This window comes from Marinoscillum sp. HNIBRBA16962, from assembly GCF_057801515.1.
The window spans coordinates 4,811,423-4,833,707 of the sequence record NZ_CM173603.1; the positions used below are offsets into that span (position 1 = coordinate 4,811,423).

At 42.6% G+C, this 22,285-nt stretch carries 27 protein-coding genes; 17 read left to right on the plus strand and 10 right to left on the minus strand.

Annotation, left to right across the window (positions count from 1 at the left end):
• Nucleotides 1-2: 2 nt before the first annotated feature.
• The 7 genes from AC3E9V_RS20030 to AC3E9V_RS20060 form a co-directional block, all read right to left on the minus strand.
• The gene (locus tag AC3E9V_RS20030) at nt 3-1,349 is read right to left on the minus strand and encodes a hypothetical protein (RefSeq protein WP_488749943.1); all 1,347 of its coding nucleotides are present in this window, start codon (nt 1,347-1,349) and stop codon (nt 3-5) included.
• Nucleotides 1,315-1,749: a hypothetical protein gene (locus tag AC3E9V_RS20035; RefSeq protein ID WP_488749944.1), complete on the minus strand. Its 435-nt coding sequence runs from the start codon at nt 1,747-1,749 to the stop codon at nt 1,315-1,317. The genes AC3E9V_RS20030 and AC3E9V_RS20035 overlap by 35 nt, the downstream gene beginning before the upstream one ends.
• Nucleotides 1,750-1,751: 2 nt before the next feature.
• Nucleotides 1,752-2,249 (minus strand): hypothetical protein, encoded by a 498-nt coding sequence (locus AC3E9V_RS20040; protein WP_488749945.1) that lies wholly within the window; start codon nt 2,247-2,249, stop codon nt 1,752-1,754.
• Nucleotides 2,250-2,251: 2 nt separating this feature from the next.
• Entirely contained in the window at nt 2,252-2,821 is a 570-nt protein-coding gene (locus AC3E9V_RS20045) for a hypothetical protein (RefSeq protein ID WP_488749946.1), read from the minus strand.
• Nucleotides 2,822-2,890: 69 nt separating this feature from the next.
• Nucleotides 2,891-3,292, minus strand: coding sequence for a DUF8493 domain-containing protein (locus AC3E9V_RS20050; protein ID WP_488749947.1), 402 nt, complete (start codon nt 3,290-3,292; stop codon nt 2,891-2,893).
• A 206-nt stretch (nt 3,293-3,498) separates the two neighbouring features.
• Complete coding sequence (gene dnaX, locus AC3E9V_RS20055) at nt 3,499-4,635, minus strand: DNA polymerase III subunit gamma/tau (protein ID WP_488749948.1); 1,137 nt, start codon at nt 4,633-4,635, stop codon at nt 3,499-3,501.
• A gap of 345 nt (nt 4,636-4,980) precedes the next feature.
• Nucleotides 4,981-5,193, minus strand: a complete 213-nt coding sequence (locus AC3E9V_RS20060; RefSeq protein WP_488749949.1) for a cold-shock protein — start codon at nt 5,191-5,193, stop codon at nt 4,981-4,983.
• Nucleotides 5,194-5,526: 333 nt separating this feature from the next.
• On the opposite strand from AC3E9V_RS20060, the gene AC3E9V_RS20065 reads away from it, so the two are divergent.
• The 3 genes from AC3E9V_RS20065 to AC3E9V_RS20075 are packed head-to-tail and all read left to right on the plus strand — an operon-like array spanning nt 5,527 to nt 7,883.
• Nucleotides 5,527-6,126, plus strand: coding sequence for an RNA polymerase sigma factor (locus AC3E9V_RS20065; protein ID WP_488749950.1), 600 nt, complete (start codon nt 5,527-5,529; stop codon nt 6,124-6,126).
• Nucleotides 6,116-6,760: a hypothetical protein gene (locus tag AC3E9V_RS20070; RefSeq protein WP_488749951.1), complete on the plus strand. Its 645-nt coding sequence runs from the start codon at nt 6,116-6,118 to the stop codon at nt 6,758-6,760. Before AC3E9V_RS20065 ends, AC3E9V_RS20070 begins: the two co-directional genes overlap by 11 nt.
• A gap of 22 nt (nt 6,761-6,782) precedes the next feature.
• Complete coding sequence (locus tag AC3E9V_RS20075) at nt 6,783-7,883, plus strand: hypothetical protein (protein ID WP_488749952.1); 1,101 nt, start codon at nt 6,783-6,785, stop codon at nt 7,881-7,883.
• 206 nt (nt 7,884-8,089) lie between these two features.
• Here AC3E9V_RS20075 and AC3E9V_RS20080 read toward each other — a convergent pair whose 3' ends face one another.
• On the minus strand, nt 8,090-8,575 hold the full coding sequence (locus AC3E9V_RS20080; RefSeq protein ID WP_488749953.1) for a hypothetical protein: 486 nt from the start codon (nt 8,573-8,575) through the stop codon (nt 8,090-8,092).
• 101 nt (nt 8,576-8,676) lie between these two features.
• On the opposite strand from AC3E9V_RS20080, the gene AC3E9V_RS20085 reads away from it, so the two are divergent.
• The 4 genes from AC3E9V_RS20085 to AC3E9V_RS20100 are packed head-to-tail and all read left to right on the plus strand — an operon-like array spanning nt 8,677 to nt 11,200.
• Nucleotides 8,677-9,630, plus strand: coding sequence for an alpha/beta hydrolase (locus AC3E9V_RS20085; RefSeq protein WP_488749954.1), 954 nt, complete (start codon nt 8,677-8,679; stop codon nt 9,628-9,630).
• 4 nt (nt 9,631-9,634) lie between these two features.
• Complete coding sequence (locus tag AC3E9V_RS20090; RefSeq protein ID WP_488749955.1) at nt 9,635-10,492, plus strand: SPFH domain-containing protein; 858 nt, start codon at nt 9,635-9,637, stop codon at nt 10,490-10,492.
• Between the two features lie 5 nt (nt 10,493-10,497).
• Nucleotides 10,498-11,040: a hypothetical protein gene (locus tag AC3E9V_RS20095; protein WP_488749956.1), complete on the plus strand. Its 543-nt coding sequence runs from the start codon at nt 10,498-10,500 to the stop codon at nt 11,038-11,040.
• A 1-nt stretch (nt 11,041) separates the two neighbouring features.
• A complete protein-coding gene (locus tag AC3E9V_RS20100) occupies nt 11,042-11,200 on the plus strand; it encodes a type II toxin-antitoxin system antitoxin (protein WP_488749957.1) in 159 nt (52 codons plus the stop codon).
• A 7-nt stretch (nt 11,201-11,207) separates the two neighbouring features.
• Here AC3E9V_RS20100 and AC3E9V_RS20105 read toward each other — a convergent pair whose 3' ends face one another.
• Nucleotides 11,208-12,737 carry an alkaline phosphatase D family protein gene (locus AC3E9V_RS20105; protein ID WP_488749958.1) on the minus strand — a complete coding sequence of 510 codons (1,530 nt, stop codon included), beginning with the start codon at nt 12,735-12,737 and terminating at the stop codon, nt 11,208-11,210.
• Between the two features lie 118 nt (nt 12,738-12,855).
• Entirely contained in the window at nt 12,856-13,965 is a 1,110-nt protein-coding gene (locus AC3E9V_RS20110) for a 2Fe-2S iron-sulfur cluster-binding protein (RefSeq protein ID WP_488749959.1), read from the minus strand.
• Between the two features lie 100 nt (nt 13,966-14,065).
• On the opposite strand from AC3E9V_RS20110, the gene purB reads away from it, so the two are divergent.
• The 10 genes from purB (at nt 14,066) to AC3E9V_RS20160 (ending at nt 22,285) form a co-directional block, all read left to right on the plus strand.
• A complete protein-coding gene (purB, locus tag AC3E9V_RS20115) occupies nt 14,066-15,409 on the plus strand; it encodes an adenylosuccinate lyase (protein WP_488749960.1) in 1,344 nt (447 codons plus the stop codon).
• Nucleotides 15,410-15,624: 215 nt separating this feature from the next.
• Nucleotides 15,625-17,481: a serine hydrolase gene (locus AC3E9V_RS20120; protein ID WP_488749961.1), complete on the plus strand. Its 1,857-nt coding sequence runs from the start codon at nt 15,625-15,627 to the stop codon at nt 17,479-17,481.
• 78 nt (nt 17,482-17,559) lie between these two features.
• A complete protein-coding gene (locus AC3E9V_RS20125; protein WP_488749962.1) occupies nt 17,560-18,444 on the plus strand; it encodes a lysophospholipid acyltransferase family protein in 885 nt (294 codons plus the stop codon).
• Between the two features lie 95 nt (nt 18,445-18,539).
• Entirely contained in the window at nt 18,540-19,106 is a 567-nt protein-coding gene (locus AC3E9V_RS20130; protein WP_488749963.1) for a Crp/Fnr family transcriptional regulator, read from the plus strand.
• 53 nt (nt 19,107-19,159) lie between these two features.
• Nucleotides 19,160-19,594 (plus strand): DUF1330 domain-containing protein, encoded by a 435-nt coding sequence (locus AC3E9V_RS20135; RefSeq protein ID WP_488749964.1) that lies wholly within the window; start codon nt 19,160-19,162, stop codon nt 19,592-19,594.
• 95 nt (nt 19,595-19,689) lie between these two features.
• A complete protein-coding gene (locus tag AC3E9V_RS20140; protein WP_488749965.1) occupies nt 19,690-19,920 on the plus strand; it encodes a ribbon-helix-helix domain-containing protein in 231 nt (76 codons plus the stop codon).
• Nucleotides 19,910-20,110 carry a DUF899 family protein gene (locus AC3E9V_RS20145; RefSeq protein ID WP_488749966.1) on the plus strand — a complete coding sequence of 67 codons (201 nt, stop codon included), beginning with the start codon at nt 19,910-19,912 and terminating at the stop codon, nt 20,108-20,110. Before AC3E9V_RS20140 ends, AC3E9V_RS20145 begins: the two co-directional genes overlap by 11 nt.
• 204 nt (nt 20,111-20,314) lie before the next feature.
• On the plus strand, nt 20,315-20,902 hold the full coding sequence (locus AC3E9V_RS20150) for a helix-turn-helix domain-containing protein (RefSeq protein ID WP_488749967.1): 588 nt from the start codon (nt 20,315-20,317) through the stop codon (nt 20,900-20,902).
• A gap of 89 nt (nt 20,903-20,991) precedes the next feature.
• Nucleotides 20,992-21,933, plus strand: a complete 942-nt coding sequence (locus AC3E9V_RS20155; RefSeq protein WP_488749968.1) for a hypothetical protein — start codon at nt 20,992-20,994, stop codon at nt 21,931-21,933.
• A gap of 58 nt (nt 21,934-21,991) precedes the next feature.
• The gene (locus AC3E9V_RS20160; protein WP_488749969.1) at nt 21,992-22,285 is read left to right on the plus strand and encodes a HigA family addiction module antitoxin; all 294 of its coding nucleotides are present in this window, start codon (nt 21,992-21,994) and stop codon (nt 22,283-22,285) included.

A 22,285-nucleotide genomic window follows, 5' to 3' on the forward strand; every position in this document is an offset into this window, starting at 1 on the left:
AATTAACCCAGGGCCAAAATAGTTGACCAATTATCCAAATAGGTCACAGAGTCACCCAAAATCTCTTGATATTTTCTAGATGACTCATTGAGTTCACTGATCACATCATCTATGGAGGACTCATTTACGAAAGAATACTCTCTGACCTTCATATTTAAATAATGTCTTAAACACCGTTCTTTAGTTTCAGTTTTAGGAAATTCCATTGTCACAAAACCAGCCCCTCTTTTTACATATTTTGTGTTTGAATCACCAAACAAAGTAAAATTATCAACATTTCCACCTATTACATTTTTACATTCTTGACAATCACAAATATTCTTATAAAAGGCATCCAAATCATTCAAGTAACCAAGCCTTTGCAAAATCAAAGCTGCTTCTGAATACTTAATCCTGTCATGCAAACCATAAATGTAATACCTTGAAATTGGTATCCCACCTCCAACAGGTACAACAGCCCTAGTTTCTCCAAACTCAGGGCCATGCGCAATCCCACTAAATGAAGGAGCTTTTAGATTTTTATTTGAAAGAGTAACGGAAAAATAGCCTCCATGAAGATTTATTACCTCTTTATCTGAAGACGCTAATAATAACTTTGATGAAAAATCCTTTAATGACCTTAATTCCAATTGGGTAGCCGTTTGCTCCTGGAGATTATCTATCCACAATAAAAAACCGTCAACCTCTAAGTCTTTAAATGAATCAACTATCTTATCTGTTTCTACAGGGTTAGTCAAAATACCTTTTGTAATCACTATACTTACGAATATCTTATTGTTATATTCTGACTTGTCTTCAATTGCAAGCTTAGCTAAATTAATATTTAACGGTAGCCACTTATCAATAGTGGCCTCTTTGAGGTAAAAATAAGGGGCAATTAAACAATAGGGGGGGTTATCAGTAGAATCATTTTCCGCTTCAAAAAGCAAATACTTTTGATTTTCATTTGACTTAATTTTAGAAGCAAGAATATTATTTTGAAAGCTTAAACATGCATTTACTAAATCCTTTTGCGCTTCAGAACTTGAAAAATCATCTGGGACTAAGGGACGAACTCCTGCCTTTTCACTAATTACACTTCCCAAATTATCAGCAAGACTTCTAATTGAACTTTTCAACTCATTTTGATCAGTTGTGATATGCCTTAAATCATGCTGAAAAGAATGTGTATATGGATCAATTATATAAGGGAAATTTTCTCGATTCTTTTCGAGTATAAAACCAGCTATTCCATCTGGAGCATAACTAGCCATATTCCCGTTTATTATCGTTCCATCATAAGTATCTTTATTAGGATACGCAAAGTAACTTTGTTCAGCAAACGTACCGAAAGTCATCCAATGTTGCATTTTGACTATTCTTAATTTTATCCAAATAGTTCAGGATAACATCTTTCTGTGCTCGCCAAACATCTTGGTTCTTTCTAGAATCAACAACTTTCCTAAATGAACCATCTTCATATTGCCAAATTCCTATCCCTTTTTTCTTTGCGAGTTCCAGAAACTCCTGATTAATTGATTTTGTAGCTATTGCTATATATATTTCATCCGCTACTAAAAAGTGCTTTTCACACTGTTTGAGGGCTCTTCTCCAATTAGCTAACTTTACTTCTATAAATACCAGATCTTCCTCATTACTATATACGATATCTACACTTTGTCCACCATTGGGGACCTCCCGATATACACAGTCAAAATGGTCATGCTTAATTTGATTAATCAATCTCTCAACTAAATCTTTCTCACTCATTTCTATATTTCAACTTTCTCGATCATCTCCTTGAGATTAAATACTATAGCTATAATTAAAACTTCCAGGCCTATCAAAAAGATAGACAAACCAAAAATATGTTTCTCGAAAACAGGAATTGATCCAGTCAGCAGAATTAAAATTGCCAGTAGGCTAATATAGAATAAAATTTTATTCATAACTGTAATCAAGTTCTTCCACAATCTTATTCTTTGATACTGTCGGTGTTGAATTAAAGATCTTTCAATAAACTCATAAATAAGATCTGGATGATCATTTTCCATGCCATTAATTCGAGTAGGACCGTAATCAAATTGAAGTGTGAGAAGATAATTTAATCTTTCCCTCAGGTTCGATTTAAGCCTTTCCTCTATTTCTACTATATTTAATTTCACCTTATCAATATTAACGAATGCTTGCATTTTTCCAGTCAAGCCAAGGGAAAATTGCAAAATAGCTAAAAGGGAATTTATATAGTTTAATTCGAAGGGAAAATCCATTTCTATAACACTTGGTCCTTAATGGTAGATTTGGTTATTTGATCAGGATAAGTTCGATAGACATATTTTAAAAGTGCTCTCAAACTTATCGTTTGAATTCTAGATTTGAACTCTTTTAATATTTCTTTTTGATTTTGGCTTAACGTTTCATACAACTCTTCAGCAAACTTAACACCTCTTTCGGTTAGCCTAATATTTTCCTTTAAAAATTCATTATCATCATCATCTACTCCAGTAGTCTGTCTCCAATGGTTCCATTCAGCAGCTTCTTCAATAACCATTTCCCCTCCTATCTCAACTTCGATGAATTTATGAAGAATAAAAAAATTGATGTCTTCGTAAATTTCTTTAGAAAATGGCCCATAATTCCAAGGAAAAAACTCGTACATTTTTTCATCTTCAATTTCAATGTCTTTTTTGAATTTTTTCCACACTTCTTTCTTAAATAGAAAAATAGCCTTTATAAGTTTTGTCCTTCCTTCAATCGGTTGATTAGGAACTGAATCTATTCCTGGAGAAAATAAAACAAGTAATAGAAGATCTTTTCGATTGTTAATTTTACCAGTACTCATACTAATAAATTTAGCTTATTTTTTTAGCAAAAACTATTTTTTTTAGCAAAAAACTATTTAATCACAAAATCAATACTCAAAATCCAGCCCCAACCGGTCTTTCAGCTTCCTCAGCTCGGGATTTTGCTGAGCCATGTATTCAAATTTCTCCTTCGAAGTATAGAGGTTTTTGGACTGCTCCTGCTCGCTGACCTCTTTCTCAATGTTAATCAGCGTGTTGTTCAGGTTTTTCCGTAAGTATTGGATCAGGTCCGCTTCAAATTTCTCCAAAATGCTGGTTTCCAGCTGACTTTCCAGAAGCAGCTTCACATTATGATCTTCTGACTTGATGAGCTTGCGGCCCAGCACCAGCTTCTCGGTATCTGATGCGCGATCCATCCGCTCTTCCTTAAAACCTTTCCAGACCTCTGTCAGCTGCTCTTCTGTGTAAGGAGAGTCCTTTTCCTCCAGTACAGGGGTTGGTTTTTCCACTTCCTCTGCAGTCTTCTCCTGAGTTTTTCTTCGAAGTAAGCTGGGAGTTTCCTTATTTTCAGGGTTTCCGCCGGTTGCCGGAATTTTGATCTTTGGAGTATGTGGAGCGGGACCGGAGCTGACGGTTTTATTTTCTGCCTGAGGGATCGGTTTTGGTGGACCTTGCTCAGAAGACCTTTCAGCAGGTACGGGGCTAGTATCTTCCTCTACCCTGCTGCTACTTTTTTTTTTGCTCCATTATCGGAGCTGGCTCCCGAACCCTCGGAATGACTCAGGCGAATGGCACGATTGAGCTGGGAAAGCTTCATCAGACAAAGCTCCACATGCAGCCGCTGATTTTTGCTTTGCTTATAATTCAGGTCAAACTGGTTCATGAGGTTTAATCCCGTAAGCAAATAAGAAGAGCTCAATACCTCCGCCTGCTCCTTATATTTGGCTTTCAGATTTTCCGGTACCTCCATCAGTGAAAGTGTATCGGGATTTTTACAAACCAGCAGGTTACGAAAATGCTCCTGGAGACCTACCAGGAAGTTGTGCCCGTCAAAACCGCTCCTTAGTACTTCATCAAAAAGCAAAAGCGCACCCGACATGTTCTCATCCCTGAAATAATCACCAACCTTAAAGTAGTAATCGTAATCCAGGATGTGGAGGTTTTTAATGGTATTTTGATAAGTGACCTTGTTATCAGATGAGAAGGTAACAATCAGGTCAAAAATAGACAGCGCATCCCGCATGGCACCATCAGCCTTCTGTGAGATCAGGTGCAAAGCTTCCGGCTCAGCGTCAACTCCCTCCTTCTCTGCAATTTTTTGCAGCTGCACCACCATATCATTGATCTCAATCCGGTTAAAATCAAAGATCTGGCACCTGGACAGGATCGTAGGGATCACCTTATGCTTCTCTGTAGTGGCTAAAATAAAAATAGCATAAGAAGGTGGCTCTTCCAGCGTTTTCAGAAAAGCATTAAAAGCTGCGGTGGAAAGCATGTGAACCTCATCAATGATGTACACCTTGAATTTCCCCTGCTGAGGCGGATAGCGCACCTGATCAATCAGGTTCCTGATATCATCAACAGAGTTGTTTGATGCCGCATCCAACTCATAGATGTTGAAGTTACTGGTAGCAGCATCGCCGGATTCAGCTTCAAAGCCATTGACCATCCGCGCCAGAATACGCGCACAAGTGGTCTTACCTACACCTCTGGGGCCACAAAACAGGAGGGCCTGAGCCAAATGATCGTTATCGATCGCATTTTTTAAAGTGGTAGTAATATGACTTTGCCCTACTACTTCATCAAACCCGAGTGGTCTGTATTTCCGTGCCGATACTACAAAACTTTCCACAACGGAAAATTATAATAATTGATCCACTTAGGAGCAGATTGAGTAAACAAATTCTCAGAAGATTATCAAATCTGATTTTCTCGTGTTCGGTTGAGACCCAAACTTCGAAGGATTTACCATGAATATCGAAAAATTTCTGGTTATCAGTAAAATTATGGCCAACTTAAAAACAAGTTGACCTTACAAGCATCATGATTAAACGCATAATTTTTCGATTACTGATTATTTTGATCATACTATCCTTTTTTATTTGATAGTAAAAAGAAAATTTCAAAGAGCTCAGTGTAATAAAGTTTTCATAGATCCCGAAACCTTGACAAATAGATAGAATAGAAGCATATGCTCCTATTCATTTACATCGCCTTCATTGCCATTTTTCTTTTTCTCTTTCTTCTCCTTTGGAGGTTCCGGCGGAGTATCTGAAATATTACCAAATTCGTCTACATAGGCGATCATCTCGTCCAGGCTACCTCCGGTAGAATTTTCCTGACGCTCCTTCTTCCGCTCCATTTTTTCTTCTTTCTTCTTTTGTTTCTTCTTTTCACGTTGCTTCTTCATGAAGCTATTCTGCGATCTGCCCATAGAATTTAATTTAAATAAGAAATATATAAATCACTTGCGTAATGATCATCATCTGCACACAAGTGATGAGAAGTAATAAAGATCAAAAATCAATCAGTGCCAGAGAAGGATAAGAGAAGGAAGATATTTATTAATCCCAGCACAAAGGTAATAATAATCTGACAGCCCCATAGCGAATCTCATATAGCAAGAATCTCCTGTCAACAGAGCCCTTCAGAATATATATTCCTAATTTTAGCTTAAAAATTACCATTTTTAGATTTTTTTTGACCCTCACGCAACCTGCGGGCAAATTCCTGCATCTCCCTTATGAATACCAACTTAAACATGTTGCGGATCAATAAATCGAACTCTGAAGAAGCGCTTTTAAAGGATTGCCAGAAAGGCAAACCCAGTGCTCAGCAAGAACTCTACGAGCGGTTCGCACCAAAAATGTTGGGAGTGTGCTTTCGGTACATTCATGACCGGGAAGAAGCCGAGCATGTAATGATCGGAGGCATGGTAAAGGTCTTTGAAAAACTGAGTCAGTATCACGGGGAAGGCAGCTTCGAAGGATGGATCAGACGGATCATGGTCAACGAAAGCCTGATGTACATCCGGAAAAACAAAAACATGTCACTGGAGGTGGAGGTAGAAAAAGCCGAATATGAGCCGGACTATCATAGCCTGGAGAAAACACTGGAAGCATCCGACCTGCTTGCACTGATCACGGAACTCCCCGTAGGATACCGTACAGTTTTTAACCTCTATGCTATAGAGGGATACAACCATAAAGAAATAGCTGACATGCTGGAGATCAATGAAAACACCTCCAAATCTCAGCTAAGCCGGGCCAGAAAATATTTACAAAACCGGCTACATGAATTACAGGAAAAAGAATTGAAAAAAGATAATAGCAATGGCAACTAATTTAGATCGACTTTTTAGAGAAAATCTGGACCAGCTGGAGGTCACTCCCTCTGCTGATAGTTGGAGCCAGGTGAAAAGCCAGCTGGCTAAGAAGCGACCGGTTTGGGTAATCCCAATGCGTATAGCAGCAGCAGTTGCCCTTTTGATCACCGTTTCACTGGTTATTTTCAACTACGAAACTCCGGGTGATCAGCAACTGATCTCAGCCATAGATCACCCTGTACAGGCACCAGCTATGAAATGGACCATTGAGTATTCGACCAAAGCCTCAGCCAGGCCTGAATCTCAGGACCCGATCTTAAATACTAATCAGACTGTAGCAACAGAAACTAAGCAAGAAATAGAATCCGCAATCAATGAAGAACCTATGCCTACATTAATTATTGCAGGACTGGATTCTCCATTGCTGGATATAAATAAAACCTTCGCGAAACCTGTCCTCATCGATGGGAAAACAACGGCCGATCAGCCAAAAATCAAGATCACGTACATCGCTTCTGAACAGCCCATGGCTGGTGACAGTACCAAAGCGGGTAAACTCAGCAAAGTATTTGCGTTTGCCAAAGAAATGACAAACTCAGACCTGCTGGCTGATATACGTGACGTAAAGGACAACTTATTCAGTAAAAACTAACAGACTCAAAATTAAAGGAATCATGAAAACGGTAATAGCAACCCTGATGGCATTCACACTCTGGATGCGCCCTGAAGTTGGCAAGGCCAATACTGGTAATGAAGGTGATACAGTGGTGATCGAGCTCAATAACAAAAGCAAGATCCTGATCTACACTGCTGACAGAACCGAGCTGGAAAACCTCCAGCAGTACGATCTCAACAAGATGATCAAAGACCTCAATAGCGCCTTAAGCTCCAAAAAAATAGAAAAAATAGAGCTGGAAGACGAAGATGGTAACAAATACATGCGTGATACCACCATCATCATCGGAGATGGTAAAGCAAAAACCAGCATCAAGGTAGGCAACATGGAGCTGTTGGTAGATGCAGATGATTGGGACGAGCTGGAAGAAGAATGGGATGATGACATACCTGTAACCAAACACAGTTATCAGGAGCGCCGCATAGATCGAACAAGAAACTATTTTAACGTTGATCTGGGTACCAATAACTGGATGGAAGGCTCAAATTTTCCGGATGCTACAGGTCAAAACCACACCGTAAAACCCTGGGGCAGCTGGTATCTCGCATTCAACAGTGTAAATAAAACCTGGCTGGCCGGACCACTCTTCGTGGAGTGGGGTGGTGGTGTCAGCTGGTACAACTGGAAGATGCAGGATACTGATGTATTTATTACCCAGGGATCGGAACGTACCGAGTTTATAGACACCACTGGATTCAACACGGTGAAAAGCAAACTTTCAGTTCCCTATGTAAACCTGTCCTTCGTGCCTATGCTGGACTTTGCTAAAGGTCGGAGGAAGGTCAAAAGCCTGGACCGGGGCAGTGTGAGCTTCCGAACCTACAAAAAGCAGGGACTGAGAATAGGTGTAGGTGGATATGCCGGTTACCGATTGGGCGGCAGGTCTAAGTTTGTGTACCGTGAAGACGGAAAGAAAGAAAAAGACATTGAGCGAGGCAGTTTCTATCTGGAAAACTTCCGATACGGTATCCGGGCACAAATCGGCTACAAAGGACTCGACCTTTTTGCCATGTACGACCTGAATGAGGTGTTTTCAAAAGATCGCGGGCCTGCAGGAAGCAACGGGCTAAATGCCATCACGTTCGGGATCACCCTGTAAAAAGTTTATCTAGTGTTAAGTTGCAGAATTAAACTACATTAATATGTGTCACAAATAGTTGATTGTCAGTTCGTTGTTTCTATTTACCCTGACAAAAATTTCCTTGAAGAGAAATTTTTCGTCCTGGTTGATTATTTGTGCCATTATGCACTAGTCAGGTAATTTTTTGGAATGCCGCTCAATTTTGAGGGGCATTCTTTTTTGGACTACTCCGCTCCCCACTTTTTCAAATCACCCTGTGTTATACCGGTTTCTCTACTCACCCGGTCAAACGAAGGCCGCTGTAGCGAAAAGAAAAATAAAACCAGCAAGTAGATCACTGTAAAAATGTGCTCCTTGCTGAGGTAGAGTCCCACCATAGACAGCAAGGCAGCGCTTTCCAAAATCGAATAGAGGATTACCTTTCGCTTTAAGTAAGCATCCAGTTTAGGCTTTATTTCAGCAATCGCATGAATATCATGAATGCTCTTTCTGTTCTTAAAATGAGCTAAACCAATCAATACTGCACAAACTGAAACCAGCATCACATTTATGACCATCCCGGGAGTGCCAGTCACCATAGGGCCGTCCGGAAACTCCTTCTGAGTCTCCAGAAAAATCCAGGCAAATGGGATCATAGTCGTAGCGATAATGCCATGAAAAATGATATTCAACCTCTGATAAAACTTCTCCCAATTATTGTACTGTGCCATAGCGATCTGTTCAAAACACAAAAGTAAAGTGATCTGCTTTCAAAACCTTTATAAAAAATGATCGTATATTTATAATGATATCATTTTAATATCATATCGAAATGAAACACCTTATAATTATCGCCTTATCCTTTATCGCTGGCTGGTATGCTAACGCACAAAGCGACTATACAGAAATGGAGGTTTCCATACCCGGAAATCCCGGAACGCTAAAAGGGTCTTATATTCAGACCAAACCCAAATCACCGATAGCCGCACTGATCATACCGGGGTCAGGTCCCACCGACAGGGATGGCAACAGCGCAATGGGCTTTACCAATAACTCCCTGAAGATGGTAGCCGATGCCCTGGCAAATGCTGGTATCTCTAGCTTGAGGATTGATAAGCGCGGGATTGCTGCCAGCAAGTCAGCGGCATTAAAGGAATCTGACTTGACATTCGATGCCTTTGTTAAGGATGCCAAAAGCTGGATAGACCTCTTAGCGGACAGCTTGAATCACCAGTCGATAGTAATCATTGGACATAGTCAGGGCTCGCTGGCAGGAATGCTTGCGGCTAAAAGCAATGAAAAAGTCTCTGCTTTCATCAGTATGGCAGGGGTTTCCGAACCCATTGACCAAACATTGTTAAAACAAATTAAAAAACAGGCACCTGTATTACTGGACGAAACAGAAGTGATCCTGGATTCGCTTAGAAAAGGCCACCGGGTAAATGAAGTCAATCCCTTGTTGATTTCCATCTTTCGCCCTTCTGTGCAGCCTTTTCTGATAAACTATATGCAATTCAACCCGGTGGAGGAAATTGCCAGGCTTAATATCCCTACTCTGATCATCACTGGAACTACCGACATGCAGGTACCAACAGATGACGCACGAGCACTGGATAGCGCCGCCACTGAGAGCAGCCTCGTTATTATCGATCAAATGAACCATGTACTGAAGACCGCTCCGGAAGATATGGCCAAAAATGGAGCAACATATAATCAACCAGACCTGCCGCTAGCAAAAGAACTGATGCCAGCTATTACCAATTTCATCAAAAACTTAAACCAATAAGATCATGAATGAGAATGAAAAACTCCATACCCCAATATCCGGCTATGTCATGCTGGTCATCTTTTTGATCCTCTTTTTCGGGTCCATAGGTATGATAGTAATTACAAAAATGCCACTGCTGATCATCCCGTTTCTCATAGCAGTGTTTCTGGTCCCCGGATTTTTCTATGTCAACCCAAATGGCTCACGCGTACTTGTTCTCTTTGGTGAGTATATAGGCACTGTCAAGAAAAACGGCTTTTTCTGGGTAAACCCATTTTACGTTAAGAAGAAGATCTCTCTGAGAGCCAGAAACTTTGACAGTGAACGTGTGAAAGTGAATGATAAGATCGGTAATCCGATCCTGATTTCTGTAATCCTGGTCTGGCGGGTAAAGGACACCTATGCAGCTGCGTTTGAGGTAGACGATTACGAGAATTTTGTGCGCGTCCAGACAGATGCTGCTGTGAGAAAGCTGGCAGGAAGTTATCCGTATGATAATTTTGATGATGAGCAGGCTGAAATCACTTTACGCTCAGGCCTGGATGAGGTCAATGAAAACCTTGAAAAAGAAATTGAGGAACGTCTGGCCATTGCCGGAATAGAGATCCTGGAAGCGCGGATCGGCTATCTGGCATATGCGGAGGAGATTGCAGGAGCAATGCTAAGAAGACAACAGGCTACTGCCATCGTTGCTGCTCGCCATAAGATCGTAGAAGGAGCCGTAAGCATGGTAGAGATGGCCATTGACGATATTGGTAAAAAAGCCATTGTGGAGTTGGATGATGAACGCAAAGCTGCCATGGTGAGTAATTTAATGGTGGTATTGTGTGCAGATAAAGACATCACTCCTGTGGTCAATTCAGGAACTTTACATCATTAGAAAAAATGAAAGGAAGGCTTTTATTTCAGGAAGAGCAGACCTTTAAATACACCTGGTCCTGGTGGGTACTCATCATAGTCACGCTCCCGGTTTTCGGGAGCCTGACTTATGGTTTTTATCAGCAGATCCTGCTGGGTGACCCCTGGGGTAATAACCCCATGAGTGACCTGACTATGGTACTGGTTACCTCTTCCACTTTTGTTCTTCTTGGAGGGATTATCTGGCTGTTTCAGGTCATGAAGCTGGTGATCAAAGTGGATGAAGGGACGCTTTCTTACTCTTTTTTCCCATTTATCAGGTCTATGAAAAACCTCCACAAAGGCGATGTAGCTGAAATGTACATAAGAAAATACGACCCTATAGGTGAATATGGAGGCTGGGGTTATCGAACCAGGTGGAAAAAAGGGAAAGCAATAAATGTCTCCGGTAAGTGGGGCTTACAGTTGATCTTTCCCACTGGAAAAAAACTTTTACTCGGAACACAAAAGCCAGAAGAACTGGATCAGGCAATAAAGCAGTTAAAAGAAAACTGGGGAATGACCGATTGATATGACAAAGAAGAAAGCATTTGCGCTGAGGATAAATGAAGATACAATGAAAGCCATCGAAAAGTGGGCTGCGGACGAGTTCCGCAGCACCAATGGTCAACTCGAATGGATCATAGATAAAGCGTTGCGGGAAGCAGGGCGCAAAAAGAAAAAAGAGTAAAGAACTATTATTCTCCCACCTGCTGAACCTTATTAGCACCTAAAACCTCAAAAGAAGGTCCTGCGACCCGACTGGCATCCGGTTTTCTGAGTGTCTCCATATAAAAATAATCTGCCTTTGCACGGTCGGGAGTCAAAGTCAGCAGCAAATACCCATGATCTGCCAGGTTTGAATACTTCAGATGAGGGTTTGACTCCTTATAAAGCTTTTCAGCCATTCGCACTGTATCCAGGTCGGAGTATTCATCATAATTGGCCGAGTTGATACTGGTAGTGCCAAACTCCACGGCTACAGGCTCTTCCGAAACCTCCCCTACCACAGATTCAAAAGCCCAGGAAGAATGTGTATCACCGGTAATGAAGATGACGTTCTCAAGAGCATTCTCTTTGATAAATGAGGCTATAGCATTTTTCTCCGCAGGATAGCCATCCCAGCTATCCAGGTTTCTGGGGTTATTGGGGAAAACAGCACTTTGATCCAGATCTGAGTAAATCACCTGATTGCCAATGATCTTCCATTTTGAGTCACTGTTTGCCAGCTGACCCTTTAACCAGCTCAACTGCTTTTGCCCCAGCATTGAGCGGTCTTCACTTTTGTAAGCCGGATCCGTGATGCTGTCCAGTTGTTTACTTCGGCCCACGATCCGCTCATCCAGCATAAAAAGATCTGCCAGTTTCCCAAAATCAAACGCTCGATAAAGATCTTCATCTTCTCGTATGGGCATCCACTCGTAGTAGGTTTGGATTGCTGCTTTCTTTCGCTCATCAAACGACCCCTCCCCTTCCTGATGGTTTTGGGCTCCTGTTTTGTAGGTGTCATTGGCTATCTCATGATCATCCCAGATAGTAATAAACGGATGATTCGCATGGGCAGATTGCAAATCCGGGTCTAAACGATATTGTGAGTATCGGGTTCGGTAATCCTGCAAAGTGATAATTTCTTTTGCCGGAATGTGTTTTCGGCCAATCGTAGTGTCTCCATAACCGCCCGGAGCATATTCATAAATATAATCTCCCAGGTGAATGACCGCATCCAGGATATCGTAATCACCAATGCGTCCGTAGGCACTGAAGTATCCCCATTCGTAGTTTGAGCAGCTGACTACAGCAAACCGGAGTGATCCTGCATTTTCCGATGTGGTTTTGGTACGGCCGGTAATGGAGTTTTCGCCAAGGGCTGAAAAACGATAATAGTAAATGGTCCCGGACGCCAGGCCTTCTACATCCACCTTCACCGTATAGTCACGAGCAGGATTAGTAGTGAAAGTTCCTTCTTGTATGGGCTCACCAAAATCTTCGCTTTCTGACACCTGCCAGGTGCCCGATACCTCCGGCAAAGAATCCTCCGGAGTAATCCGGGTCCAGATGATCACACGATCCTGCATCGGATCTCCTGAAGCCACACCGTGGTAAAATGGCTTCAGCAGCGAGTCATAAAGATGTGCGACGGGTTCCTCTAAAGGAGAATAGTCGGGTTTCCTTTCAGTATTGCAGGCAAAGAGGCAAAAAATCAGAGCAATCAGGGTCAGGTTTCTCATGGCTTAAACTTTTACTGACAAGTTAACCCCAATTCTACAACAAAGCAGAATTTGCCCGAAGGGCAGACGGGTTAAAAAAGAGAAACGAAAATCTGATTACCAGATCATCAAGAGACCATTAACCGATCTCTACCTTGATCTTATCCGTCAGGGGTTTACCTACACAAAGGAGCCTGTAGCCCTCGTCAATCTCATCCTGGCTGATGCCTTCAGCTTCATCCAGACTGATCTCACCTTCCAGGCATTTACCGCGACAGGCCGTACACAGACCACTCTGACAGCTGTAAGGCATGTCCAGATCCTGATCCAAACCAACGTCAAGGATACTTTCATCCATTGGCACCTGGATCACGTACTGTTCCCCATCCATGAGAATGGTTACTTCGCTTGTTTTTGATTCTCCTTTGGTGGGAGCTGATTCATCTGCAATGATTTCCTCAGGAGAAGTCTTTCCGGCTTCAAACGATTCCATCCGGATCTGGTCAGGCTTAATGCCAATCTGACTAAGGCCCTCATAAGTCACGTTCATCATAGGCGCAGGTCCGCAGATATAAAATTCTGACTCCACGGGGAAATTCAAATGATCAATAATGGCTCCAATCATCTCTGGTGTGGGGCGCCCGTGAAATTCGGCCAGATTATTCGGATCTTCCTCCAGGATATGAACCAACTCAAATTGCTCGGGAAATTGCTTTTTCAGCTCGTCCAGCTGGTCCTTGAAGATGATAAATTCCTCTCTGCGGTTGCCGTAAACAAGCGCTACTTTACTCTTAGGCTCTTTGAGCAAAACAGATCGCAGCAGCGAATAGAGCGGTGTGATCCCACTTCCACCACCAATAAACACGGCATGACGAGGCTCCCAGGCATTGTATTCTGTGGTAAACATCCCCATAGGCTCCATGATCTGCACTTCGTCACCCGCCTTAAATTCATCATTGATCTGATTAGACATAAGACCACCCGGCACTCGTTTCACTGTCACAGCAGGAAATTCATCTTCAAAAGGCGTGGTACAAAGCGAATAGGCTCTTCTGAGCTTTTTCCCTGCCACTTCATGGATGATGGTAATAAATTGTCCGGGTTTATAATTAAATGGAGATTCAGGTTGTTCAAATACCAGATTCACTGCATCCTTAGCTGTGCTTACAACCTCTTTAATCTTGAGCGTCATATACCGCTCGTTGCCTTTTTTCTTGTTCTTCTTTCGCTTAAATATTCCAAACGCCATGTTTCCTGCTGATTAAAATTCGGGCAAAGGTAAAACTCATGAGATTGACCCACAAGTTTATCTTAATGGGCTATTTTTGCACCTTCAAAAATCAAAATAAATGGAGCTCAACCAACTTACAGCCATTTCACCCATTGACGGCAGGTACCGATCTAAAGTAGAAGCCCTGGCACCGTATTTCTCTGAGTTTGCCCTCATTCGCTATAGAGTCAAGGTGGAAGTGCTTTACTTCATTGCACTTTGTGAGCTCCCTTTACCGCAATTAACCGAAGTAGATCACGGAAAGTTTACTGACCTGAGGGCTATTTATGAAAATTTCTCAGAGCAGGATGCTCAAAAGATCAAGGAGATCGAAAAGGTGACAAACCACGATGTAAAAGCCGTTGAATATTTCCTGAAAGAAAAGTTTGATGCCCTGGGTCTCAGCAAAAGCAAAGAGTTTATCCACTTTGGGCTCACCTCGCAAGACATCAACAATACGGCGATCCCACTCTCCACCAAAGATGCCCTGCAGGAAGTGTTCATTCCCTGGTTAAAAAATATCATTGACCTGATCAGCAAAGTAGCGGGCGACTGGAAAGACATCCCCATGCTGGCCCGTACTCACGGTCAGCCAGCTTCTCCCACCCGGTTGGGGAAAGAAATGGACGTATTTGTGGCACGGCTGAAAGAGCAGCTAAACACGCTGGAATCTACGGCTTATGCAGCAAAATTCGGAGGCGCTACAGGCAACTTCAATGCCCATACCGTAGCGTATCCTGATCAGGACTGGCATGCGTTTGGGGATCGGTTTGTATCCGGAAAGCTGGGACTGAAGCGAAGCTATCCCACGACTCAGATCGAGCATTATGACCACTTTGCGGCACTTTTTGATGTACTGAAGCGTATCCATACCATTCTTATGGATTTTAGCAAAGATGTATGGCAGTATGTAGCCATGAACTACTTCAAACAGAAAATCAAGAAAGACGAGGTGGGGTCTTCGGCCATGCCGCACAAAGTCAATCCGATCGATTTTGAAAATGCTGAAGGGAACTTTGGGATAGCCAATGCCCTCTGCGAACATTTAAGTGCAAAACTTCCAATCTCCAGACTGCAACGTGATCTGACAGACTCCACTGTCCTGAGAAATGTAGGAATGCCCATTGCTCACTCGTTGTTGGCGCTGACTTCCCTGGAGAAAGGCATCAAAAAACTGGAGGTGAATGAGGAAGCGATACGAAAAGACCTGGATGAAAACTGGGCCGTGGCAGCTGAGGCCATACAGACCATCCTCCGACGAGAAGGCTATCCAAACCCTTATGAAGCTCTGAAAGATCTGACCCGAACCGGGAAGAAGATCACGAAAGAAACGCTTCACATCTTCATCAGCGGACTGGATGTTTCCGATGAAGTGAAGGCAGAATTGATGGAAATCACTCCATTTAACTACACAGGAAGGTAATCAGGCATTTAACTTCCATTTTTTCGTTCCACTCAGAGTCTCTTGAAGGGGCTCTGAGAAACATTCTCACGAAATCCTTACAATAATTGAGATATGCGTCCCCCTCGCCTTACAATCTCAGAGTCCGCGTTGAGAGACTCTGAGCGAAAGGCAGGGAAAGTAAGTCCACCCTTTCAGCTCATTTTTTTGTAGTTTTATTGTAAACCTCTAAAACTATGATTCGCCTTACATTTTTTGCCGCCCTCCTGGGCCTGGCTTTTTCTTCTTCAGGACAACCCGATTCTACCAAATTAGCAAAACTCAGGACTGCAATAGAGGAAAAAATGGATTATCACAACGTTCCGGCTGTTGGTGTGGCTATTGTGCGAAAAGAAGGCCCGGTGTGGATAGAAAATCTGGGCATGGCGGACCGGGAGAAGGAAATCAAAGCTGACTCCAACACACTCTTTCGTATTGGCTCAGTATCCAAGATGTTTGTGGCGCTTTCCATCCTGAAATTACAGGAAGAAGGTAAGCTTACGTTACAGGACAAAGTTCGTGAGTTGGTGCCTGAAATAGCCTTTGAAAACAAGTGGGAAGAAACCAACCCTGTCCGCATCGTACACCTGCTGGAGCATACCACAGGTTGGGATGATTTTCACCTGACCGAATATGCCAGTAATAATCCAAAACCACTCACTCTGAAGGAAGGACTGGATTACCACCCGCATTCCAGAAAATCGCGATGGATCCCCGGATCCCGAATGGCCTACTGCAACTCCGGTCCACCTGTAGCGGCGTATATTGTTGAGAAGGTAACGGGGATGCGCTTTGAAGATTATGTACAGGAAAACTTCTTTGACCCACTGGGGATGGAGCACACCACCTACTTCAAAACAGCATACTACGATGCACACGGCGCTGCCCTCTACCAGGGGAATGAGCCTCAGGAATACTGGCACATTTTACAGCGGCCGTCCGGGTCTATCAATTCATCCGCCAGTGAGATGGCATCTTTCATTCAACTCTTGCTCAATGGCGGCAAGATGGATAGCATTCAAATAGTTAGCGAAGCCTCGATCCGAAGGATGGAACTCCCTCAAACGACCCCTGCAGGACAAGCCGGAATGAAAATCGGATACGGCCTCCATAACTATACCACCGATTATGAGGGTTTTGTTTTTCATGGACATAATGGAGGCGTAAACGGAGGCCTCACTGACATGGGATACCTGCCAGAGCATGGCATTGGTCACATTGTAATGATTAACTGTAGCAGTGGAAATGGACTAAATGAAATCACTAACCTCATCCGGGACTTTGAGATCGAAGGGCTCACCAAAAAAGAAACCCCACCAGTAGATACTTCAGCAGTGACCAAAGAAACCATAGCTGATCTGGAGGGTTATTATATGCCCATAAACCCCCGATCCCAGGGGCCTTATTTCTTTACCCGACTCATTGAAATACAGCGTCTGGTGGATTATGGAAATGGAAAGGTTCGCCTGAAAAGCCTGATGAATAACCGGGGTACGGAATTTCAACCCGTTTCGGGTACTGAATTCGTGAATTCCAAATCAGGCGAGGTGACCCTGATCTCCGTAGAAGACCCTCTGGCCGGTCCGGTACTTCACCGGGGGACGAGAGTTTTGAAACCTGTCTCAGGGTTTATAGCCAATGGCCAGATCGTATTTATACTGGTCTGGTTGCTCACCATGATCATTTGTGGTATTGTAAGCTTTTTTTGGTTTGTATTGAAATCACGCAAAAACCATCCGAAGAGTGAAAAGCAATTACGGCTTTTCACCACCATTGCCAGCTTTATCATTTTTGTTTTTACTATCATGCTGATCATCGGAGGAAACAATGCATTTGACCTGCTTGCTGAACCAGGGCTATTCTCCATCACATTGTTTGTCCTGTCCATCCTTTTTGCCGTTACTGTGCTATGGTCCGTTTTCCAGGCCTGGAAAGCCAACAAACACATGAGCCGACCTGCCTTCTGGTTTTATGCAGCACTCGCTATTTTCCACTTTTTTATAATGACCTATCTGGCATGGTATGGAGTGATCGGGGTGCGGACGTGGGCTTAAAGAATATGCTAAAAGATTCACTTATCTAACGGTTTAATATATCATAAACCCGGCTAATCCCTATATTTGCCCCCTTTTATGGCACTTATATACTACTTATTTTTAAAGCCACTTTCTTACCTGCCCTTTCGAGTTCTTTACATCCTTTCAGACGGTTTGTACCTGTTGATGTACAGGCTCGCAGGTTACCGGAAAAAGGTGGTGTTCACAAATCTCAGAAATGCTTTCCCGGACAAAAAGGAAACAGAAATCAGGCAAATAGCCTCAGGTTTTTACAGACATTTTTGTGACCTTCTCGTGGAGTCTATAAAACTTTTTAGCATCAGTAAGGAAGAGGCGATCCGGCGATGCACCCTGAAAGACCCGGAGCGATGGCAAAAACTATACGAAAAGAACAGAAACCTTGTGCTGGTCGGCGGGCACTACAACAACTGGGAGCTGATGGCCGTCTCGATCGATGCACAGGTTCCCCACCAGGTCTACGGTCTGTACAAGCCCCTGAAAAACAAATTCATGGACCGGAAGGTCAATCAATCCCGTGGAAAATACGGCATGATCCTCCACCCGGCGAAAAAAGTCAAAGAGATCTACTCTGCTAGCCATGAAAAGCCTTTTGGGGCCATATTTGGTGCAGACCAGTCTCCCACTACCGCTAAAAAAGTTTACTGGATGCCCTTCCTTAACCAGGAAACGGCCGTTTTCTATGGCGTGGAGAAATACGCCCGGGAATATGACTGCCCCGTGATCTACGGCTACATCAATAAGCTAAGGCGCGGCTACTACGAAGTGACTTACGAAGTGCTGGAAGAAAATGCCGACAAATCCCCTTATGGGAAGATCACCCAGCAGCATACCCTCCGACTACAGCAACAGATCCTGGAAGACCCCACCAAATGGATCTGGACCCATAAGCGCTGGAAGCGAAAGCGAAGAGAAGGTGAAGTGCTGCATGAGTTGACTTGATACTAAGGTTTCCACAGCATAACACCTGAGCCTTATCCTGCACCTATAAGCCTTTCACTAAAGGTTTAGTAATATTATGTCGAATTTAGATTTACATGAACGAATTCCTGATCAATACATTCGAGATTACCCCGGAAGAAGCCGAAATTTTTTCAGCTGGTTTTATGGTAAAAAAATATACCAAAAATGAAAAATTCATTGAAGCCGGAAGGGTCTGCAATAAGATCGGTTTTGTGGAAAAAGGCCTTCTGAAATGTGTTTTAACAGGGAATGAACGAGAAGTTATCGATGATTTTGTTTTCGAAAATCAGTTTGTTTCAAATTACTATAGTTTTTTAACCCAACAGGAATCCACAAAAAATATAACCTGCCTGGAAGATTCCACTTTAAAAATAATAAGCAGAGAAAAACTTCAGGAACTATCCCGTGACCACCTGTTTATTGAACAGATAGCACGAAAGGTTGCTGAGACCTTGTTTATATCAATACATCAAAAACTGGAAGCGCTAAGACTCCAAACCGCAGAAGAGAGATATTTGGACCTGCTAAACTCACATCGTGAAATAATGGACAAAGTGCCACAGTATGAAATCGCATCCTTTCTGAACGTAAGCCCCGAAACGGTCAGTAGAATCAGAAAAAACCTCACCATAAGATCTTGATCTATATCAATGCATGGGAGTTTGAACAAATCGATCTTTGAGTAAAAAGAAATATGACAAGATATATTGAAGCAACTCCGGATGCTGGAAAAGAGTTTTACCAAAACTTCATCCAAAAAGGGAAGGTAATCATGCTGAATTTACTTCGATTCAGGGAAGTGGCCGACTACTCCAACCTGGAAAACCTGAAACCAGAAAATGAAATACCCGGAGAAGAAGCTTACGGTCTCTATATGAAGCACACATTACCCTTACTAAAAAAAGCAGGAAGTGCCGTAGTCTTTTATGGCAAAAGTTACAGTTTCTTAATTGGTCCTGAAAGTGAGAAATGGGACGCTGTATTGATCGTTCAGCATGAGTCAGTATCCAGGTTTATGGAATTTGCTCAGAATGAAGAGTACCTTAAATACGCTGGCCACCGGATTGCTTCTTTAGAGGATTCACGGCTACTCCCCATAACTGAAAGCGACATAGTACAAAGTCAGTAAAACCTTGTAATTCTTTTTGCTAGTGTAGCACATTGAATATACTTGATTGATACACTAAATAAGATCTACTTTTGTGATATGAAAATGAGGATGTCATGAAAACAGTATCACTAAAAATAGACGATTCGATTTTCGGAGAGACTGAAAAAATACTAGCTCGAATAAAAAAACCTCGTAATCGATACATTAACGAGGCAATTGAATTTTATAATAAATTTCAACGTAAACAGATTCTTGAGAAGAAATTGAAAAAGGAATCCAGGATAGTTAAAGCAGATTCATTGTCAGTACTAAATGAGTTCGAGGAGATTGATTATGCCGATTAAACAATTCGAAATCTGGATTGCTGATCTTTCGCACCTCCATGCACGTAACACCAGCCTGGTTTTGGTCTCTTTAGCGCCATTAGCCAAATTAATGAAGTACAAAAAAAGGATGGGTTGGGAAATTCCGTGGTACTCCTCCTTTGGCAGTGACTTCAATTACGGGCTATGTGTTGTTTCTCATGGTACCTGAGGAAGTAGAAATACTTTGATGGTTACTACCACCAGCCCGGAAGTTTATCCGGGCTGGTTGCGAAAGACACTGTATTACAGGGTTTTACAGATTCGTCATCAGCCAATTTGTGGCCTCAGCTAAAGAGGCTGGCCTCTCGAAAAGTCAGAACGATTGCCAGCTTCATCGGATTTCACTAGATTAGTTTCTGATCAGTGTAAAATCATGAAAGCCGATTCTATAGGAACTAAAATAAGAAGCTTAAGAACACAAAAAGGGCTGTCTATGGAGGCCCTGGCCGATAGGTCCGGCATAACCCTTCGCACCATCCAGCGAGTAGAAACGGGTGCATCAACCCCCCGGGGCTACACCTTAAATCAAATTGCCCGGGCACTGGAACTGGACATCAACTCACTGAATAACCATGGGACCTACCAATCCCCGGATGATGAAGCACAAGCTTTGAAATGGATTAATTTATCGGCGTTGCTCATTCTATTTCTGCCTCTATCCAATGTAGTTGCCCCATTAATCTTATGGTGGAAGTACCGGCACATGCCGCTCATTAAACAGATTGGAAGTCAGGTGGTTAGCTTCCAAATAATCTGGATGATCGTGACCTCTTTTTCATTAATTGCAGCTCCCTTTGCTCTGTTGCTATTCGAAAAGCCGGCTATTACTGTATCCGGTGCGGTCATCTTTACCTACCTGGGCTTCTGGCTGTTTAATATTGTGATGACGATCATTGCTGCCACACATATCCGACATGAGGACTGGGATAAAATTTACTCCAGGGTGCCCACCCTGGTTTGAATAGCTATTGACCACAAAATGTCCAATAATTGACATACAAATGACGTAGATATCCATTCCTCAGGAGGCGTACTTTGCATCAAAAAACTATGGTAAAGAAAGTACTCCTGACTGTAATTGCACTGATAATCATTTCTGCTGTTGCTGGCACTTTTTATTTCAAAAACCTGATGAAAGCCCCGGCCAATTTACTACAGGTAAAAGGAAGCTCAGCATCAATAAGTATATCCTGGACCAAAAATGAGTACAGTGACCGGGCTGCTATGCTGGTACCGGTCAGAATCGGGGAAATACCCGACACACTATACATGCAGTTTGATATTGGAGCAATACGATCCGTCCTTTACAACCGGCCTCTGGCAGACCTGGCTCAAAGATATCCTGACATAGTTCAGGCAAACATCCCCTATCTCAATTCATTTGATGTGCAGTTGGATAAATTTCACCTGACTTACGACTCAGTGAAAAACATAAACTTTGGACGACCAATTGAATGGAATAACAAAGAAGCTAAAATCATCATCGGAACCCTGGGAGCGGATTTTCTCGAAAGAACAAAAACCATACTGGATTTCAGGCACTCCACGGCTTTTTTCTTCAAAGAAGTCCCTGACTCCATTCGAACCATGGAAAAGGCGAAATTTGAATTTAAGGAAAGAAGGGTGCTGATACCGGCAGTTGTAGATGGTGATCAGAAAAAGCTTATGTGGGATACCGGGGCAAGCTCATACGACCTGATTACGTCAAAGGACAATTTCCATGAGCTGGCTGCTAACCCAAAAGATGTCATTGTCCACGAAACCAACCAGCTTGACCGGAAACTCAAAGTATATTCCGCAAAGTCGAACAAAAAAATGGCTATCGGAAAGGGGGAACTCTTACTGAATAGCGTTACCTATGTAGAAGGTTTTCCCTGGTATATTCATGCCGCGTTTTACTTTTCAGGAATGGAAGGGATGATCGGCAATAACCTTTTCAGAGACAGAATGATTTTCCTTGATGCTGAGCGCGAGGAGTTTTTGGTTTTTTAAATCTCCCTCTGATCTGTTGGGGAATGCTAAAGAAGTTGAAATTATAGATTATCACTAAATGGAAAAACTACCAAACATACATCCAGGCGAGATCCTTTCGGAAGAATTTCTAAAACCTAAGGGGATTTCAGCTTACAAGTTATCAAAGGAACTAGGAATTCCTCAAACCAGAATAAGTGAAATTTTAAAAAAGAACCGACGCATTACAGCTGACACGGCACTAAGACTGAGTCAATATTTCGGTACAACTCCCAAATTCTGGTTGGGACTTCAAGATGACTTTGATATTGAGGAAGAATCCCATGCTAAAGCTGAGGAATTAGCAGCTATTCGGAGAATGACCCCAGCCTAA